Below are 18,857 nucleotides of genomic sequence, written 5' to 3'. Positions count from 1 at the left end.
TTAGAGCAATAACTCTAAAAATCAGATGACACAAACAACGAGTGGATGGCAGCAATGCTGGCGAAACGTATCCAACCCATGGTATCCCAGGCTCGAAGCCTGTATGTCGAGCTGATGTTCCAGGTAATGGGACGGGCCCTTCAGGCAGTGAGTGAAGTCGATGACGCGGTCAAAAAAGAGACCCAGGCCCTGCCCGCCGGTTTCCTTTTCGAAATGATGGTGATGCCGGACGGACCGCGCCTGATTGTGGAACATACCGGTCTCGGACGCCTTCATTACCACGGCGACTCTGCGCCCCGCCCGGTCGATCTGTCGATCCAGTTCAAGCACATCGCCCACGCCTTCCTGGTTCTGTCGTTTCAGGAGAAGACGGCGGTGGCCTTTGCCAATGACCGAATGCTGGTAGACGGCGACATCAGTTACGCGGTGCGCATGACCCGGATACTGAACCGGCTGGAATCGTTCATTCTGCCCAGGCTGATTGCGGAACGCGCGGTCAAGGAATACCCCAGCGATCTGCACCTACCACAAAAGCTGATTAGCGCAGTGCGGATTTACCTGAAAGTTGCCACTAATTTTGTTGAGACGGTGAGAGCGTAATGACCCACAAATATTATGAGTTCTTCTGCCCGGTCAAAGTCATTGCCGGAAAATCAGCCCTTGAGCACATTCCCTATGAACTCACAGGTCTGGCCGCAAAGCGGCCGATGATCGTGACCGACAAGGGCGTTCGGGCAGCGGGCCTGCTCGATCCGGTCATCGCAGCTTGCGAAGAGAGTGGCCTGGAGATTGTCACCATTTACGACGACGTTCCACCGGATTCCTCAACAACCGTCGTTCGGGACATCGCCGGTATCTATCGCCAGGAAAAATGCGACTCAATCATTGCCGTTGGCGGTGGCTCTGCCATCGATACCGGCAAAGCGGTGAACATCCTGGTGTCTGAAGGTGGCGACGACATCGCCAAATACAGCGGTGCCGGTGTCATCAAGCACCCGCTAAAGCCTTTCTTTGTGGTACCCACCACGGCCGGCACCGGCTCTGAAGTGACTGCCGTTGCCGTCATCACCGACGAAACCAAGGGTGTGAAACTGCCGTTCACCTCGTCGTTCCTGCTACCCAATGCGGCCATCATTGATCCCCGCATGACCCTGACGCTGCCGCCGCACATCACTGCCGCAACCGCCATGGACGCCATGACCCACGCCGTCGAGGCGTTCACCTGTATGGCCAAGAATCCGCTCAGCGATGCCTATGCCACCGCAGCGGTGAAGAAAGTCAGTCAGTCGTTGCTGAGTGTAATGGACAATCCGAAGGACGTGGATGGCCGGCTCGAAATTGCCCAAGCGTCTACCATGGCCGGCATTGCTTTCTCAAACTCCATGGTTGGCCTGGTGCACGCCCTGGGCCATGCCACCGGCGCTATCTGCCACCTGCCCCACGGCCTCTGCATGAGCCTGTATCTGCCCTACGTGCTGGAATACAACCTTGAGACCATCCGCGAACCGTTGGGTGACTTGCTGCTGCCGCTTGAGGGCCCAGAGGTGTTCTCGGCAACGCCGGCAGCCCGCCGGGCCGAGGCCAGCATCTCGGCACTGCGCAAGCTGCGTGACCAACTGCACAAGCGCTGCCAGTTACCCCGCACCCTCAAGGAAACCGGTAAGGTTACAGAAGACCAGCTTGACCAGATCGCGGAGATGGCCCTGGACGACGGCGCCATCATGTTCAACCCGAAAGAAGTTTCCCTCGACGATGCCCGAGCTGTATTGCAACGGGCCTGGGCCTGACAACGCTGCCGGGGGCCGATTCTGGCCCCTGGTTCCCTATCGTTGAAGTTTCCACGCAAAAACGTGACACTGATTCCTACACTGGCAGGATGTAGCCGGGCACTTTTCACCAACAAGAGTCCAGCACAATGATGAGAGATCGGTCGAACCGACTGACCTGTTTCCCACAACTGGTTATCACTCTCCTGTGGATCTTGGCCCTCAGCTTTACCGCCAGCGCGGACTCACACCAGAAAATCTTCCGCTTCAACATTTCGCCCAACGGCTATCCACCATATCTGATTGTTGAACAGGAACAACCGTCAGGGATCATCTGGGATGTTGTCTCATCGATTGGTCAACGACTGGGCTACGATGTCATTCCGAAAAAAGTCCCAAGGAAGCGCGTCGACCAGATGTTGTTGGACAACGCCCTCGACGGCACTCCAAGAGCCAGGGAATGGACCCCTAACCCGGACCGCTTTCTGTTTACGGACCCAATTGTCTCCATTGAAGAGGTTTTCTTTGTACGAAAAGAATCGGATCTGGAATACCGGTCTCCCCAGGATCTATACGAGAAGACAGTAGTGACTCACCTGGGCTACCACTACCCTGAGCTTCAGGCTCATTTCGATGCCGGCAATATTCAGCGGTTCGACGTTTCACGACACCGGGAAATGTTCACCTTCGTCCTGCACGGAGACCGATTTGACGCGGCGGTGGCGGACCGGCTGGTAGGCCAGTGGATACTGAAGAAAGAGGGCCTTCAGGACAGGTTCAGGAGCACGGGTCAGGGCATCAACAAATTTGGTTTTCGGATCATGCTGCGTAAGGACTCGCAAGACTTTGCCGACGCTTTTAATGCCGAGCTGCAGGCTATTCGCGAGAATGGCGCCTTGGAAACCATTCTCGCAAAGTATCGGTGACCCTCCCCATCTATTCCAGTCGTCGGAGCAACAGCATCGGCGAAACGTTCAGCACTGGTCGCAATTGCCACCGGCCAAAAAACGCCAGCACCACGGCGCTGATCAGCGGCACCGGTAAGACGACCTGCCAGTGCCAGCTGAATGAGCCCTCAAACATCCGGAACTGCAACGCCCAGACCGCCACCTCTGCAGCGGCGACACCCAACACCCCGGCGAAGCCACCCAGCAGGGCAAACTCCAGCATGGTGCTACGCACCAGCAACGACTGCCGGCCTCCCAAGGTTCGAAGCAAGGCTCCCTCTCTCTGACGATCATGCAGGGTGGCACTCACCACGGCCGCCATCACCACCAGTGCTGCAGCCAGAATCAGCGCCAATATGGCTTCAATCGCCTGGGTAACTTGGCGGACGATCTGCTGGATGCGATCAATGATGTGATCAATCTCCAGCACCGAGATGGTCGGGAAGTTTCGGGAGAACGCGTTCAACGCCGTCTTCTCATCCGACGGCAAATAGAAACTGGTGATCCAGGTGGCCGGCATATCGGTCAGGCCGCCATCCGGAGGAAACGCCATGTAGAAGTTGGGCTTCATGCTGTCCCATTGCACCGTGCGGATACTGGTGACCGATTCCGTCACTTTTTCCGAGCCGATGGTAAACGTCAGCCGATCACCCAGTGCCAAGCCCAATCGCTCCGCCAACTCCGCTTCAACGGAAACCCCATCAACGGCATCCCGGCCAAACCACTCGCCCTGCACGATCTCATTGTCCTCGGGCAGCGCTGACATCCAGGTCAGGTTCAGCTCACGGTTCAGGGCACCAATACGCTCATCCTTGCTGACCGCTTCCTTGACCGGTTCGCCATTTAGCTCGGTCAATCGACCTCGCACCATGGGGTATAACTGGTTCAGCGGTTGTCCACGCTCCTGCCAGAACGCACCAACTTCCTCAACGGCATCCGGCGCGATGTTAATCAGGAAATGGTTGGGGGCGTTTTCCGGCAGTTGCGCCTGCCAGTCATTCAGTAACGATGTACGCACCAGCACCAGGGTTGCCGCCAGCATCAAGGTCATGGCGAAGACGGCCATCTGCGACAGGCTGGCACGACGGTGACGGTACAAACCGACGAGTGCCAAACGCCAAGCGTTGCCACCGCCCCGTACCTTGCGCAACAGGGCAACCAACAACCAACCCAGCAGTCCAAGCGCGCCCAACAGCAACGCAAGCCCAGCCAACAAAGACACCACCAGGCTAATCTCACCGGCATACAGCCAAACCAGCCCAAAGACCGCAAGAATGGCAATGGCTGCATCGGCCAGGGCACCCCGCCCGGATTCGCCGGGCTGGCTCCGAAGCACCCGCATGGCCGGAACATCCCGCAGCCTGCGAATGGGCGGATAGGCAAACGCAAACAGGGACACAAGCGCCGTCAACAACGCCGGTAGAAGCGCCGACGGAGTCAGGTGAAATTCAACCGGCCGCTCCAACACTTCACTCAGCAAACGGGTGAGTAGCCAGAACAACGGCAAGGCCACCAGCAAGCCGCCCACCACGCCAGTTACACCCCACAGCACCAATCGGCGCAGATAGAGTCGGCCAATGCCGCGGCTACGCACACCCAGGGTTTTTAGTAGCGCGACGGTGTCCCGCTGCGCCAGCGCGTATTGTCGGCTGGCCACGGCCACCGCCACGGCAGCCAGCAACACCGCCAGGCTGCCACCCAGTAACAGGAAGCGCTCAGCGCGCTCCAGGGACCGTGAGAAGGTCTCGCCATCGCGAACGCCCTCCCACTCGTGGCTGGGCTCCAGACGCGGCTCCAGCCATTGGTAATAGTCTTCAATGACCGTGTCGTCGCCGGCAAACAGGTACACATACTCAACCCGGCTGCCTTCCTGAATCACACCGGTTGAGGTCACGTCATCCACGTGCATCATTACCCTTGGGGCCAGCGCCGACAGCCGGAACCCACCGTCCGGTTCCCGCACCAGCAAGGATGACACCTTGAGATTCCGGTTACCCACTTCCAGGGAATCGCCGATGTCCAGCTCCAACAGGCGCAGCAATCTAGGATTGATCCACACCTCGCCCGGTGGCGGGCCAGAACGCACCAGATCTCTGGGCCGGTCCGGCGCACCCTGGGTTTCAATTTGGCCGCGTAGGGGATATTCATCGCTGACCGCTTTCACCGAGACCAGCTGGAATCCTCCGGAGCCAAACACCATGGTGGAAAACTCCACCATGCGACCGGTCTCAAGTCCACGGGACTGCGCCTCAGTGAGCCAGTCGGGCGGTATTTCCCGGCCGTTTTCCGCTTCCAGCTGACGATCTGCCGCCAAAAACGAACTCGCCGACGACACCAGGGTGCGCTGCAACTGCGCTGCGAAGAGTGCGATGGTGGCGACCGTGGCCACGGCGATGATGAGTGCTACCAGTACCACCCGTACGTCGCGTTCGCGCCAGTCCCGGCGCACTGACATTAGTTTCCGTGCGGCGGCCATCAGTGGGTCAACTCCTCGACCGCCGCCGGTTCAGTCAATACCCCAGCCTCGATGTGGAACTGGCGGCTACAGCGCGCCGCCAGATGCTCATCGTGGGTGACCATAACCAGCGTGGTGCCCTGCTCCCGGTTCAGCTCCATCAACAGATCCGACACCGATTGACCGGTGCGGTTGTCCAGATTGCCAGTGGGTTCGTCAGCGAACAAAATGGAGGGATCCGAGGCAAACGCCCGCGCGATGGCGACCCGCTGCTGCTCGCCACCGGACAGTTGCCGTGGACTGTGATTGAGGCGTTCGCCCAACCCCACTCGCTCCAGCAGCTCACGCGCCCGGCCTTCGGCCGATTCGGAGCCGGCCAGTTCCAGCGGTAGCATTACGTTCTCCAAAGCAGACAGCGCCGGAAGCAGCTGGAACGATTGGAAAACGAACCCCACCCGGTGGGCCCGCAGTTTGGCTCGCTCGTCCTCCGATAGCTGGCTGATCATCGCGCCATCCAGTTCAACGGTGCCGTCGCTGGGGGTATCCAGCCCCGCCAACAGCCCCAGCAAGGTGGTTTTCCCGGAGCCAGAACGACCAACGATCGCCACCGACTCGCCGCGATTGATTTCCAGACTGACCCCCTGCAAGATCGTTAACGTATCGGTTTCCAGGCGAACCCGGTGCGTCAGGTTGTCGACCCGCAACATCGGTGTTAGACGGTCGGCTTTAACATTGGTCATCTGGTTCACGGACACTCCCGCTTCTGGGTTCAAGTCAACGGATTTAGGGTACTCGAATTGTTTATGCATACGGCACGGCTGTGGGTCAGATCAATCCTTTTCATTACGCTGACGTGGATGATGGCGCCAGTGGCACTGGCCAATCAAAACACACTTCTGATCGTTGGCGACAGCCTTAGTGCGGCTTACGGTGTTCCCTCGGACCGTGCCTGGGCCCACCTGCTGCAGGAGCGCCTGAACAATAACGGCCTGAGCCAGTGGAACGTCGTCAATGCCAGCATCAGTGGTGAAACCACCGACGGCGGCGCGCGGCGCCTACCCGGCCTGCTGGCCGATAATAGCCCGGATATTGTGGTTATTGAGCTTGGCGGCAACGACGGCCTGCGCGGGTTTCCGCCGAACGTCATTGAGTCCAACCTGGCCCAGATGATCACTCAGGTGCAGGATGCAGGCGCCCGGGCCATCCTGGTCGGTATGCAGATCCCGCCGAACTACGGCCAACGCTACACCCAGATGTTCGCTGATATCTTTCCGAAACTGTCGGACCGCTACAACACCGCACTGGTTCCCTTCTTTTTGCAGGGTGTGTACGACCAGGAGGGCATGATGCAGGACGATGGCATTCACCCAAGTGCCGAGGCGCAGCCAAAGCTTCTGGAGAACGTGTGGCCAGTGCTCAAACCGGCCCTGAACTAACCTCCCAGGATCCGCTACGAACAAATATTGCGCAGGAACGCGATGGCGCGGCGCTCCGACCAGTAATAGCCGTCGCGGGCGTGCTCAACAAAGCCTACATGCCCGCCCCAACGCGGTGCCTCCACGTGCACGTGGGCACCGAGAAGATTTCGTGATTCCGGGAAACAACTGCTGGACAGGAACGGGTCGTCAGCGGCATTGACCATCAACGCCGGCACCCGAATATCCCGAAGCCGTCCTAAGGCCGACGCCTGCGCCCAATAGTCCACGGCACTACGGAAACCGTGCAGGGGCGCGGTATAGCGATCGTCAAACTGATGGAAATTGCGAATAGACTCGAACCCAGACACGTCGATCAAATCCGGGAACCTTTGCGCTTTTTCGCGCATCTTCCAATGAAGATCCTTCAAGAAGCGCTGCATGTAGATGCGCCGCGTTGGCCGGGAGAGCACCTCGGCACTGCCGGCCAGGTCGCACGGCACTGAGTAAGTGACGGCACCGCAAATCCGGCTATCAATTCGCTCACCCCGCTCGCCCAGGTACAGCAAAGTCAGGTTGCCACCCATGCTGAAGCCAGACAGAAACAGCGTATCGTAGGTTTTGCTCAAGCCGTGATAGATAACACGCTCGAGATCAGCCGTTGCCCCACTGTGGTAAAACCGGGGCTGCCGGTTCATTACACCGCCGCACGATCGATAATTCCAGGCCAGCACATCCCAGCCCGCACTCAAGAGGGCTCGCGTCATGCCCAGCACGTAGGGCCGCCGGCTGTGTCCTTCCAGACCGTGGGAGACTATGGCCAGGCGATCACTGCCCTGGCGATACCAATCCAGGTGAAGCTCATCGTCATCGTCAGTAGGCAGGATTTCGGCCTGAGGCGCGATCATATCGACCTTGCGAAACAGCGTCGGCCAGACCGACTGAATGTGGCCGTTACGTAACCAGGGTGGTGGGTGATACTGCAGGCGGTCCGGCTTTACATTCGCGGGCAAAGGTTGAGGGGCGGATTCGAAAGCAGTCATAACGACACCTCCCTGTCACTGCGCACTACTGAACACTGGCTTTCGTACAATTTTTAACCTTTTAATTCAGGGGGTTGACCCGGCCCACCAAAGCACTTAATATGCGCGCCACTCTGATGCTGTTCCCCGATAGCTCAGTTGGTAGAGCAACGGACTGTTAATCCGTTTGTCGCTGGTTCGAGCCCAGCTCGGGGAGCCACTTTTTCCGGAATGCCGCTACTTCATACGAAGCAGCGGCATTTTTCGTTTCAAGCCTCACAAAACCTGTTCGCGCTGCATAAATTCGGTCAACACCCTAAACAGAGTATAGCCATCCTCGGTGCCGATGAGCTCCCGAATCGAATGCATACCGAATTGCGGCACACCAATATCCAGCGTGGTGACACCCAGATTACCTGCCGTAATGGGTCCAATCGTGCTGCCACACCCCATATCACTGCGCACCACAAACGACTGATGCGGCAAGCCCAGTTCATCGCTGATGTGACGATAAACGGCCGCTGACCGGCTGTTGGTCGCATAACGCTGGTTGTGATTGATCTTGATCACCGGCCCTTGGTTCAGCAGTGGGCCATGGTTTTCATCGTGCCGGTCCATGTAGTTGGGGTGAATACCGTGAGCATTATCCGCGGAGATCATCATTGAGCGGGCAATAGCACGGGCCCTGCCGGCACCACACCAGCGATCCAGAACCGATGACAGGAACGGCCCCTGGGCGCCCTCAGCGGACATACTGCCTACTTCCTCATGGTCATTGCAGACCAGCAGCGCGGCTTCGTCTCCGGAAGCGGTCAGCAGCGACTGCAGGCCGATGTAGCAACTGAGCAGGTTATCGAGCCGGGCGGAGGCGATGAATTCATCACGCAGGCCGACAAACGAGGCTTCACGGGCGTCGTAGAAACTCAGCTCGTAACCCAGCACCTTGCGCACCTTCAGCCCGGACTCGGTCGCGATCTGCTGGCGCAGCAAATCGGCAAAGCTGGTGGTGTCACTTTCTGGTACCTGCATCAACACCGGCGGCAGATCAGTCTGAGGGTTTACGGTGCGGTTGCTGTTAGCTTCCCGATCCAGGTGGATCGCCAAGCTGGGAATGAACGCCACCGGCTTGCGGAAATTGATCAGGCTGTCTCGAACCTCGCCCGCTTCATCAAGGACGGTAACTCGTCCGGCCAGGGATAGATCGCGGTCGAACCAGGGGTTCAGTAGCACACCGCCGTATACTTCGACACCCAGCTGAAAGAAACCTTTGCGGCGAACTTCCGGATTCGGCTTCACCTTCAGACAGGGGCTGTCAGTGTGCGCGCCCACCATGCGAATCCCGGAGGCGGTTACATCCCGCTGACCGGTCCGAAAGGCGACAATGGAAGAGCCATTTCGAATGACGTAGTAGCCCTGGCCCAATGCCAGCGACCAGTCGTCCTTCTCGTCAAGCTCAACGAACCCGGCGGAGTCCAGTCGGTCTTTCATCGTCGACACGGCATGCCAGGGGGTTGGCGATGAATCCAGAAACGTCAGCAAATCTTTGTTAAATTCAGCGTGTTCCATGATGTCCCTGATTGAATGATAATTGCCACAACAGTATGGCATGAAGCCTTGATGGCTCATACTGGCTGCACGGACATTCCTTATGCCCTAATCACACTCACCCGTCGCAAGCGGAGCTCAGCGTGCAAGCACCCAGATTTCTTGATATTGAATACTGCCAGACCGACGATGCCCTGTTTCCCGTTGCCATGGCCTGGTCCCTGGCCGACGGCCGAATGAAAACCGTGGTCATCAGCCCTGAAGACGCCTGGCTGCCGGACGACGGTGACCTGGGTGACTTCGACCTACGCTACCTGGAAGAACAGGGCGTACCGCCGCTGGAGATAGCACGCGAACTGCACGAAGACCTGCCGGATCAAACAGTCTACGTGGACGGCCTGGACCCGGATGAGATCCTGATCGACAAGCTTTTCAGCGCCATCGGGCAAGACGCCCCGTTCGAAATTGCCCCCATCACCGAGCTGATCACCAGCCTGGATAGCGACACCCTTGAGGATCGCCGTCGGCAGTTGATGATCGATGAGGGCCTGGAGCCACAGCTGCCGGAAAACGGTGTGTACGCGCTGCTTCTGTTGGCCCGCGAAGAAGGCATGTTCGACGCCGACTGATGCCTACTGGCCCTCACCGGGAACCGACACAGGGAAGTGTGACACGGGTCGACGTAACAAACGGTTACACAGGGCAAGATCAGGCCCGTATCCGCTGACGTCAGGAAGCCCGATAATAATGAACAAGGTTGCGCGAACATCCCTGCTTGCCGCGCTGATTCCAGCAACAGTGATGACCACTTCGTCTGTTTTTGCCCAGGGAATGGCCTCTGACAAGGCCCGGGAAGACATGCATTATGTGGGATTACTGGCCACTGCCTTTAATCATCGCTCGGTCGGTACCGTCACCAATGAGGCGGCCTGGGGCAACGGCGCCACGCTGATCGTGGGCGGCCATATCACCGATCTGTTCCACGCCGAAGTCCGCGCCGGTGGCGGCATCACCGATGCTGACGTGCCAAACAGCAACCTGACCCTGGCCATCGACTATTTCGCCAGCTGGTACATCGGCATGCATCACCCGATCACAGACTACGCCAACGTCTACGGCCAATTCGGTTTTTCCCACATCAGCGGCAAGTCTGAACTGAAGCGGCCCGAGGCCGCTCAGAACCGCCAATTTCAACTCTTCGAGGGAGACTTTCCTGGCAGCAGTTTCAGTGTCAGCTGGCTGGTCGGCCTGGACATCGAACTTCTCGACAACACCTACCTCGCCTTCGAAGGCGGCCGGCTGTTCGAAGATACTGAAACGGAAGTAAATACGTTCCAGTTCTCCGGCGGGTTAAGGTACGAGTTCTAAGGCTCAGCTCTGGTGACGAATATGCCAGCACCGATGAATCCGGGCATTGCGCTGAAAGTCCTTGTCCAGCGTGCTGGCGCTGACTTCTTCGATATCAAATTCCGCGGCCAGATCTTCATCCAGCTTGAAGCGACGGAAGTTATTGGAAAAAATCAGCAAGCCTTCGGAATTCAGGCGAGCCATGGCCTGGCGCACCAGCCGGCCATGATCTTTCTGGATATCCAGCACCCCGGCCATTCTCGCTGAGTTAGAGAAGGTCGGCGGGTCCATGAAAATCAGATCGTATCGCTGATCCGCTGTCGGCTTCGCTGCCAGCCACGCCAGGCAGTCAGCCTGCTCTACGACATGCTTCTTGGAATCTGCCCCATTCAGCGCCAGATTATCCTGAGCCCAGTTCACATAGGTTTTCGACATATCCAGGCTCAGCGAGCGACTGGCGCCCCCGGCCACAGCGTGCACGGTAGCCGCTCCGGTGTAGCAGAACAGGTTCAGGAAGCGCTGCCCCTTAGCGTGCTGCTGAATCCAGTGCCGGACCGGGCGGTGATCCAGGAACAGGCCGGTGTCCAGGTAGTCCTTGAGGTTTACTTTCAGCACACAGCCGTGCTCGTGCACCTGAAAAAACTCGCCACTGGCCGCCTGCTTTTCATATTGGTTAGTGCCTGACTGGCGCTGGCGCTGTTTGCACACCATGTCCTCGCGCTCGATACCCAGAGCCTCGGGTATAACCGCCAGCGCCTCTGCCAGGCGTTCCCGTGCGGAACGCTCGTCCACGGTCTTTGGAGCAGCGTATTCCTGAACATGCACCCTGCCCTCGTAAACATCGATGGCCAGGGCAAACTCGGGCATGTCGGCGTCGTAGAGGCGATAGCAGCCGATGCCCTGCTTGCGGGCCCATTGACCAATACTCTTGCGGTTTTTCTTCAGCCGGTTGCTGAGCATAGCCGCCCGTTCCTCATTGGCGATCTTGGGCGTGATCTCGCCGGGCACATCCGGCTCATGGGGCGTCATTGCGCTGGCTTCGTCTACGGTGAACAGCAGCAACTGAGCCGGCAGCTTGCCATTGAACAGCCGGTACTGCTTGTAACTGCGCAGACCAATGGATTTACCGTACTCCGGTGCACCGGTAAACACGCCCAGGCGCCAACCCGGCAGCAGGCGTTTAACGGTATCGCCCAGCGCCCGATACAGGGTGCCCAGTTCACGTCGCTCGCTCAGCCGTTCGCCGTAGGGCGGGTTGACCAGCACCAAACCTGCAGATGCCCAGTCACCTTCCAGCGCCAGATCGGCAATCGCGCTACTGCCCACCTGCACCAGGCCCTGTAGCCCAGCCCGTTCGATATTATTCCGCGCGGTCGAAAGCACCCGACTGTCCTGATCAAAGCCAGCCATTCTCGGCAGCTTTCGCTGCTTGCCTTCATGGGCCCGGCGCTCGGCCTCCTGCCGCAACTCCAGCCAGAGGTCGGGCTGGTGCCCAAGCCATTTCTCAAACCCGAAGTGTTCCTGCTTGCGCCCCGGCGCCAGATCCAGCGCCATCATGGCGGCTTCGATAACCAGAGTGCCGGAACCACACATGGGATCGACAAAATCGCCACCTTCTCGCGCCAGCTCAGGCCATCCGGCACGCATCAACAATGCAGCAGCCAGATTTTCCTTGAGAGGTGCCGCGCCTTTTTCGGTGCGGTAGCCGCGCATGTGCAGGCTGTGACCACTCAGATCGATGCCCAGTGACAACCGGCCCCGATTCAATCGGGCCGACACCGTGACATCGGGCATCTTGGCTGCCACCGAGGGCCGCTGACCACCACTGGCGCGGAACCGGTCAACAATGCCGTCCTTGACGCGCTGAGCCCCGTACTGGGTGTTGCGGATGGCGTCGTTCTGCCCGAGGAACGTTACCCGGAAACTACCGTTAACAGGAATGTGCTGCTGCCAATCCATGTGCACCACGCCGTCATACAGCTGGTCACCGCTGGTGGCATCAACCTCGTCGAGATGGAGGATGACCCGGTTGGCCAGACGCGACCACAGACAGGCTCGGTAACCGCCCTCCAGACTACCCTCCGCCCAGACACCAGCCGGTGCGTTACGCACCGGATCCAGGCCGAAAGTACTGAGTTCGTCTGCCAAAAGGTATTCAACTCCTTTTGGGCAGCTCACGAAAAAGACGGATTTGGACAAGTTCAACTCCTGGTTCACTCGGGTTCGGGTAAGTTTCCGGAATAGCAGGCTTTACGCAGCCAGCTACTCTCCGTTATTTCATACAACTATAAAAAAAGCGTCATATAGATGAAATTATTAGTGTACATCCGCTCGACGTTCGAACTACCTTGTAGGTGACGCGTCGTTCCGGAGGCAAACATAAGCCTCCGTTAACAGGATCCTGACTGCTCTGGCTTGAGCTGACAATAGTGGGTTATCCCGGAATGGTCCCCATGTCATCGCCACTGCAGATGTGTACACGCTTGTTCTGTTAATCCATCAGTGAGGAACGGCATGAAAAGACAGAAAAGAGACGTTTTCGCTCGTGCATTCAAGCGGGGTTATCTAGCCGGCGTATCAGGTAAACCCAAAGACAGTTGTCCCTCCGAACAACTGGAAGTGCGTCAGGAATGGTTAAACGGGTGGCGGGAAGGCCGCACCGATAACTGGGAGGGCATGACCGGAGTTTCCGGCATCCACAAACTTTCAAACGTCACGTCGGCGTGACAATTAAATACAACCCCGGATCTTGATCTGGTCTTTTGTACACAATTTGATGCAATACTCTTAAGAACTGAAGAGTAACCCAAACGGGGCCACCCGCCCCGTACCATGCGAAGAAGCGCCACGGGGTTCATTCCCCGCACGGGCCCGCTAAGCGGGCCCATTTTTTTGCCTGTTTCTAACCCAGGGCGCTGTCGCTAACTCACCACCCTGCTCCAAGTGACGAATGGCTTCCACCGCCTCCCGAATCAAATCGGGGCCACGGTAGATAAACCCGGTATAGATCTGCACCAACTTGGCACCCGCGCGGATTTTCTCTGCCGCGCTTTCGCCATCGGTAATGCCGCCAACCCCAATGATCGGCAGCGACTCACCCAATTCGGCGTAGAGGCCCTCAATCACTCTCAGCGACGCTTGGCGGACAGGCGCACCACTGAGTCCGCCCGCCTCGCCCGCGCGCGGATGATTGGCGACAGCGTCGCGACTGATCGTGGTGTTTGTGGCAATCACCCCATCCAACCCGGTTTCTTTCATGGCGGATGCCACGAAGCGGATGCCATTATCATCCATATCCGGTGCAATCTTTACCGCGATGGGCACATAACGGCCCAACTCGCTCTGACATTGCAACTGCTCGTCCTTGATCGACGCCAGCAATTGCTTCAGCGAATCACCAAACTGGAGGTCCCGCAGGCCTGGCGTGTTGGGCGATGAAACGTTGACGGTAATGTAGTCCGCGCGCGTGTAGACCGCACGGATGCCTTTGCGGTAGTCGGATTCCGATTCTTCGTTCGGCGTGTCCTTGTTCTTACCCACATTGATACCGAGAACGCCCTGGTAGCGCCGCTTGTCCACCCGATCCAACAGGTGCTCAAGCCCCTCGTTATTGAAGCCCATGCGATTAATGATCGCCTGGTGCTCCGGCAATCTGAACATTCGCGGCTTGGGGTTGCCCGGCTGTGCCAGCGGGGTAACGGTACCGACTTCAATAAAACCGAAGCCCAAGGCACCCAAGGCATCCAGATGATCGGCGTTCTTATCCAGACCGGCGGCCAGTCCCACGGGGTTGGGAAAATCCAGACCCATAACATTCACTGGAAACGAATCTATTTTCGGTGAAAATTTACTCAGCAAGCCAATCCGATTGATCGCATCGAGGCCATTCAGTGCCAGGTTGTGAGCCTGCTCGGGCGGCAGCCGGAAAAGCAGGTTACGAATTAAGCCGTACATCTGAAAACTCCTTGCATTTCGGTGAGCGGAGTATACCGGAAGTTGTCCACAGCATCGCCGCACGTGAAAAAAATGAGGTAAATAGCGGCTGGGAGCCGCTCTTGAAATCTTTTCCACGGAATCTGTGGATAAACCTGTTGAAAATCCCGGGGCAACGGGTGCCATCCCTTGATAACTGCGCCCGCCTACAGATTGATCATTTTTTAACCAGTTAAATTTGTCTTTAATTTCAGTTATTTATAAATATTTTGATAAGGTGTTGAGTAAACATGGACAAAATGTTAGCTGGTCACAGTTTCGCAACACTGTGCATAAAAAAGTCAAAATGGGCCTGAAAAAGCGATTCAGCCCTTGACGGGGAATAACGTTATAATTAAGCACTCCCCCCGATTCCGGAGTCCTTCATGAACGAGCCGGCCTCACCCGCTCAACAACACCGCCAAAACCTGGCCGGTGAAAAAAAGGCGGCATCCCGGGTCACCATCATCGGCATGATTCTGGATGTGGTACTCGGTCTCATTAAAGTCATCGCAGGCACTCTTTTTCATTCCCAGGCCCTGCTTGTTGACGGCATACACTCATTTACCGATGTTGCCTCCGATCTGGTAGTGCTCGGAGTGATGAGGGTATCCAGAAAGGAACCCGACCAGGATCACCCTTACGGTCATCAACGAATCGAAACCTTCGGCACCCTGGTTTTGGGCAGCATCTTAATTGCAGTGGGTGCAGCGCTGGCGTGGGAAAATACCTTACGCCTGATCGAGGGTAAAGCCGACATCGTTCCCGGATGGCCGGTTCTGTTGGCAGCGGCTATATCGGTCGCCAGCAAGGAGTGGATCTACCACTACACCCGCCGCGTTGGTCTGGCCATTCGCTCCGACCTTATCCTCGCCAACGCCTGGCACAGTCGGTCGGATGCTCTTTCGTCTGTTGTCGTATTGCTTTCAACCACAGGGGCGATGGCAGGTTTTCTCTGGCTGGACGTGCTGGCAGCGGTCGTTATTGCTGGCATCATAATTCACATTGGCTGGAAATTTTCCTGGGACAGCGTGAAAGAGCTGGTGGATACCGGCCTGTCGCCTTCCGATACCGAAATGCTCAAGGACATTGCCCGCCAGACCGATGGCGTGCGCAACGTGCACGAATTGAGGAGCCGGCGTATGGGCCATGACATATTGCTGGACATACACTTGGTGGTCCGGCCCGACATAAGCGTCTCCGAGGGACACCAGATAGGCATGCACGTGGTCAGCGGCATGCGGCACGCACTCGACAACATACTCGACATCAATTTCCACATCGATGCCGAGAATGATGAAGACCATTCGCCAACATCCGAACGTCTGCCCCACCGCGAGGAAATTCTCAGCGTGCTGGTAGACCGTATCGGGGAATTACCGTCCAACACCAGACTCCGATTGCACTACTTAAAGAATAAGGTGCACCTGGAACTGTTCTTCGACCCCTCTGCCAGCAGCGACGTACTCAGCGCCGAACGAATTCGAGGAGAACTGGCCGACTGCAGTTGGCTTGGCAGTGTTCGGGTTTGGGTCAACGGACCTTGATCTGGACAACCCAGCGGACTAACGACGGCGGTTCGCCTCCATACGCGACAGAAACTCCTGCATGATCAATGTGTAGAGTTCACCACCGAGGAACCGATCTTCAACTCCAGCATCAATGCTGGGGTTATCATTGACCTCGATGACAGCCACCCGATTGCCCGACTGCTTGATATCGACACCATAAAGCCCATTACCAATAAGCTTGGTTGCGCTCAGGGCTGCCTGGATCACGTTACGTGGTACCTCATAGGTCGGCATGGTTTCAAAGTCACCACTTTCACTGGTCGATTCGCCGTGCTGATAGATCTGCCAATGGCCTTTGACCATCATGTACTTGCACGCATAGATCGCACGGCCACCGAGCACACCGATACGCCAGTCGTAATCGGTGTACAGGTATTCCTGGGCCAGCACCAGAGCCGACTGCTTGAACAACTCCTTCAGGCCGGCTCGCAGTGACGCCTCGTCTTCCGCCTTGGTCACACCACGGGAAAAAGCACCGTCCGGTATCTTGATGACCACCGGGAAGCCCAGCTCATCCATCACCTGCTCCACCGCCTGCTTCTGATCTTTCGACAGGATCAGGGTCCTGGGCGTTGGCACCTTGTTGTTCTTCAACAGGTCAGCCAGAAAGACCTTGTTGGTGCAACGCAGGATGGACACCGGATCGTCAATCACCACCATACCCTCGGCCTCGGCCTTACGGGCAAAACGGTAGGTGTGATGGTCAATGGCGGTGGTTTCCCGGATAAAAAGGCCATCGTATTCCGGCAGACGCATGTAATCGCGCCGGGTTATCTGCTCAACATTGATGCCAAGCTTGCGGCCAGCTTTCTCAAATCGTGTCAGGGCTACCTTGTCGCTGGGAGGCATTTCCTCATCCGGATTAACCAGCACGGCCAGATCAAAGCGGTAACGGCGGCGAGCCCGCGGCTTGCGCCAAATCATGCTGCTGAAACGGTCAAGGGCGGCGGCGAACACGTCCTGCTCGCGCTCCTCCAGATCGGCCGGAGCCGCCGGCTTCATGGATTCAATCTGCCAACCTTTGCGCCGCTTGAACACTACCTCGAGAATCGGACAGGGGAAACGCTCGAACAGCGCCCTTGCCACCGGCTTCAGTTCCGGATGCTCGACCTGACCGAAGTAGGTCCGGATACGCACTTCGTGAGTGGCATGACGTTCATCCTTGGACGGATCGATGGCCGAGCCCGAGGCTTCCAGCCATTCCAGGACGCTACTATCCAGCTCTTCCAGCTCAAGTGAAAACAGGCCCTTGCGGCTCAGGTCGTTCAGAGTCATCACCGAAGGCACCACATGGTGACCACGGGCTTCCGCCAACAGGGAGCAGTAATAGCCGCGACTGAGGTATTTGGCGCTCTGGCAAAGGTTGATCACCCGCACTCGGCCATTGGCCGGTGTCGTAAATTGCAGGTACTGGTCAAACGTCAGTACGTCTTCACTGGGGTAATACGGAGACCAATCTTTCGCGCGGTCCACCACAATCAATAATCGAGACATCGGGGGCAATCCTCCCTGAAGGTTGAGCCCTGATCAATTTTCGCAACAATACGCCTGGACGGGTACCCGCACAATCTTCGAATAATGCGTGCTTTTACGCATACTTGAGCTATGTTCCAGTAGCACACTTCCTCTCATAATACCCAGGTAAGGGAAGCGCCCTGCATGCCCCGACCCGTTACTCGCCAAGGCTCCATCGCCATGACCGACCTCCTGCTCCGACAGGCCACGACTGACGACCTGGATGCGCTCGTCCGTCTTGAAAACCTGTGCTTCGATGAAGACAGGATTTCCCGTCGCAGTTTTCGCCGCTTTCTCGAGGTGCCCAGAGACCGTTTGATGGTTGCGACCCTTAACGGCGAGCTCGTGGGCTATGCCCTGGTGCTGATGAACGCTGCCACCCGATTGGCCCGCATCTATTCCATTGCTGTTTCCCCCTCAGTCCGGGGCCGCGGCGCCGGAGAAAAACTGATTCGGGCGGCGGAACAGGAAGCGGTCGAGGCGGGCCGTATCGTGATGCGCCTGGAAGTTCGTGAGGACAATCATTCCGCCATCGGTCTCTACGAGCGCCTGGGCTACCGCCAGTTTGGCACATACCGTGACTATTATGAGGATCATGGCAACGCACTGCGCTTTGAACGACGCATTCTGTTTTACGAACCCTCCGGGAACTTCCCGGAAGTGCCCTACTATCCTCAGACCACGGATTTTTCCTGTGGTCCGGCAGCCCTGATCATGGCCATGGCCGCGCTTGACGAGGGCCAGGCCGTCAGCACCCTTGAGGAGCTTAAGCTCTGGCGTGAAGCCACCACCATATTCATGCTCGCGGGCCATGGAGGCTGTGGTCCCCACGGACTGGCTCTGTCGGCTTGGAACCGAGGTTTTCATGCCAGTGCATGGATCAGTAAGGAGGGCGCCCTGTTCAAGGACACAGTGCGGAACGAAGACAAGAAGCGGGTACTGGAGTTGGTGCACGAGGGCTTTCTGCACGACATCGGTCAAACCGAGATAGAACTGCGTCACGACCCGCTAACACTTGACGGAATGGAGCGGGCACTTCACCAGGGTCGCATCCCGGTTATTCTGATCAGCACCTGGCAACTGAACCGCAGCCGGGTGCCGCACTGGGTAACCGTGTGTGCCATCGACGATCAGTTCGTCTACCTGCACGATCCGGAAATTGACGTCGAGGCCAGTGAAACCGTGGCCGACAAGCAATACCTGCCCATCGACCGTCGGATATTCGACAAGATGTCCCGCTACGGCAGCCTGCAGCCGCTTCAAGCCGCGGTCATTGTCGGCCCGAAACGAGAGCGCTGATCA

Annotated in this window: 16 protein-coding genes and 1 tRNA gene; 10 read left to right on the top strand and 7 right to left on the bottom strand. The window is 57.6% G+C overall.

Features of this window, described 5'->3' with window-relative positions; all coding sequences use genetic code 11:
• The first annotated feature begins 54 nt into the window (after nucleotides 1–54).
• The 3 genes from FCS96_RS14375 (at nucleotide 55) to FCS96_RS14365 (ending at nucleotide 2,692) form a co-directional block, all read left to right on the top strand.
• Nucleotides 55–600, top strand: coding sequence for a hypothetical protein (locus FCS96_RS14375; protein WP_138441079.1), 546 nt, complete (start codon nucleotides 55–57; stop codon nucleotides 598–600).
• Nucleotides 600–1,787 (top strand): iron-containing alcohol dehydrogenase, encoded by a 1,188-nt coding sequence (locus FCS96_RS14370; RefSeq protein WP_138441078.1) that lies wholly within the window; start codon nucleotides 600–602, stop codon nucleotides 1,785–1,787. The genes FCS96_RS14375 and FCS96_RS14370 overlap by 1 nt, the downstream gene beginning before the upstream one ends.
• A gap of 128 nt (nucleotides 1,788–1,915) precedes the next feature.
• A complete protein-coding gene (locus tag FCS96_RS14365) occupies nucleotides 1,916–2,692 on the top strand; it encodes a substrate-binding periplasmic protein (RefSeq protein WP_228264116.1) in 777 nt (258 codons plus the stop codon).
• 10 nt (nucleotides 2,693–2,702) lie between these two features.
• On the opposite strand, the gene FCS96_RS14360 is transcribed toward FCS96_RS14365, so the two are convergent.
• Nucleotides 2,703–5,189 carry an ABC transporter permease gene (locus FCS96_RS14360; protein ID WP_138441077.1) on the bottom strand — a complete coding sequence of 829 codons (2,487 nt, stop codon included), beginning with the start codon at nucleotides 5,187–5,189 and terminating at the stop codon, nucleotides 2,703–2,705.
• Nucleotides 5,189–5,908 (bottom strand): ABC transporter ATP-binding protein, encoded by a 720-nt coding sequence (locus tag FCS96_RS14355; RefSeq protein WP_138441422.1) that lies wholly within the window; start codon nucleotides 5,906–5,908, stop codon nucleotides 5,189–5,191. The genes FCS96_RS14360 and FCS96_RS14355 overlap by 1 nt, the downstream gene beginning before the upstream one ends.
• Nucleotides 5,909–5,971: 63 nt before the next feature.
• Between FCS96_RS14355 and FCS96_RS14350 the strand changes: the two genes are divergently transcribed.
• Nucleotides 5,972–6,604 (top strand): arylesterase, encoded by a 633-nt coding sequence (locus tag FCS96_RS14350; RefSeq protein WP_138441076.1) that lies wholly within the window; start codon nucleotides 5,972–5,974, stop codon nucleotides 6,602–6,604.
• A 14-nt stretch (nucleotides 6,605–6,618) separates the two neighbouring features.
• On the opposite strand, the gene FCS96_RS14345 is transcribed toward FCS96_RS14350, so the two are convergent.
• Complete coding sequence (locus FCS96_RS14345) at nucleotides 6,619–7,626, bottom strand: YheT family hydrolase (protein ID WP_138441075.1); 1,008 nt, start codon at nucleotides 7,624–7,626, stop codon at nucleotides 6,619–6,621.
• A gap of 123 nt (nucleotides 7,627–7,749) precedes the next feature.
• On the opposite strand from FCS96_RS14345, the gene FCS96_RS14340 reads away from it, so the two are divergent.
• A tRNA-Asn gene (locus FCS96_RS14340) sits at nucleotides 7,750–7,825 on the top strand.
• 56 nt (nucleotides 7,826–7,881) lie between these two features.
• Here FCS96_RS14340 and FCS96_RS14335 read toward each other — a convergent pair.
• Nucleotides 7,882–9,171 carry a M18 family aminopeptidase gene (locus FCS96_RS14335; RefSeq protein WP_138441074.1) on the bottom strand — a complete coding sequence of 430 codons (1,290 nt, stop codon included), beginning with the start codon at nucleotides 9,169–9,171 and terminating at the stop codon, nucleotides 7,882–7,884.
• A gap of 122 nt (nucleotides 9,172–9,293) precedes the next feature.
• Between FCS96_RS14335 and FCS96_RS14330 the strand changes: the two genes are divergently transcribed.
• Together FCS96_RS14330 and FCS96_RS14325 are read left to right on the top strand one after the other, a co-directional pair.
• Nucleotides 9,294–9,779: a hypothetical protein gene (locus FCS96_RS14330; RefSeq protein ID WP_138441073.1), complete on the top strand. Its 486-nt coding sequence runs from the start codon at nucleotides 9,294–9,296 to the stop codon at nucleotides 9,777–9,779.
• Nucleotides 9,780–9,897: 118 nt separating this feature from the next.
• A complete protein-coding gene (locus FCS96_RS14325; RefSeq protein WP_138441072.1) occupies nucleotides 9,898–10,518 on the top strand; it encodes an outer membrane beta-barrel protein in 621 nt (206 codons plus the stop codon).
• Nucleotides 10,519–10,521: 3 nt separating this feature from the next.
• Here FCS96_RS14325 and rlmKL read toward each other — a convergent pair whose 3' ends face one another.
• Nucleotides 10,522–12,696 (bottom strand): bifunctional 23S rRNA (guanine(2069)-N(7))-methyltransferase RlmK/23S rRNA (guanine(2445)-N(2))-methyltransferase RlmL, encoded by a 2,175-nt coding sequence (gene rlmKL, locus FCS96_RS14320; protein WP_138441071.1) that lies wholly within the window; start codon nucleotides 12,694–12,696, stop codon nucleotides 10,522–10,524.
• Between the two features lie 315 nt (nucleotides 12,697–13,011).
• On the opposite strand from rlmKL, the gene rmf reads away from it, so the two are divergent.
• Nucleotides 13,012–13,224 carry a ribosome modulation factor gene (rmf, locus tag FCS96_RS14315; protein WP_138441070.1) on the top strand — a complete coding sequence of 71 codons (213 nt, stop codon included), beginning with the start codon at nucleotides 13,012–13,014 and terminating at the stop codon, nucleotides 13,222–13,224.
• A 147-nt stretch (nucleotides 13,225–13,371) separates the two neighbouring features.
• Here rmf and FCS96_RS14310 read toward each other — a convergent pair whose 3' ends face one another.
• A complete protein-coding gene (locus FCS96_RS14310) occupies nucleotides 13,372–14,451 on the bottom strand; it encodes a quinone-dependent dihydroorotate dehydrogenase (RefSeq protein WP_138441069.1) in 1,080 nt (359 codons plus the stop codon).
• A gap of 404 nt (nucleotides 14,452–14,855) precedes the next feature.
• Here FCS96_RS14310 and FCS96_RS14305 point away from each other — a divergent pair, with 404 nt between their 5' ends.
• On the top strand, nucleotides 14,856–16,016 hold the full coding sequence (locus FCS96_RS14305; protein ID WP_138441068.1) for a cation diffusion facilitator family transporter: 1,161 nt from the start codon (nucleotides 14,856–14,858) through the stop codon (nucleotides 16,014–16,016).
• Between the two features lie 18 nt (nucleotides 16,017–16,034).
• On the opposite strand, the gene FCS96_RS14300 is transcribed toward FCS96_RS14305, so the two are convergent.
• Nucleotides 16,035–17,534 carry a RimK family protein gene (locus FCS96_RS14300; RefSeq protein WP_138441067.1) on the bottom strand — a complete coding sequence of 500 codons (1,500 nt, stop codon included), beginning with the start codon at nucleotides 17,532–17,534 and terminating at the stop codon, nucleotides 16,035–16,037.
• Between the two features lie 201 nt (nucleotides 17,535–17,735).
• Between FCS96_RS14300 and FCS96_RS14295 the strand changes: the two genes are divergently transcribed.
• On the top strand, nucleotides 17,736–18,854 hold the full coding sequence (locus FCS96_RS14295) for a GNAT family N-acetyltransferase/peptidase C39 family protein (RefSeq protein WP_138441421.1): 1,119 nt from the start codon (nucleotides 17,736–17,738) through the stop codon (nucleotides 18,852–18,854).
• The last annotated feature ends 3 nt before the right edge of the window (nucleotides 18,855–18,857 follow it).

This window comes from Marinobacter alexandrii (assembly GCF_005871205.1).
In the GTDB taxonomy this organism is placed as follows: Bacteria; Pseudomonadota; Gammaproteobacteria; order Pseudomonadales; family Oleiphilaceae; genus Marinobacter; species Marinobacter alexandrii.
The sequence above is the reverse complement of the archived record's forward strand: the minus strand, read 5'-3'. Positions and strand labels throughout refer to the sequence as shown.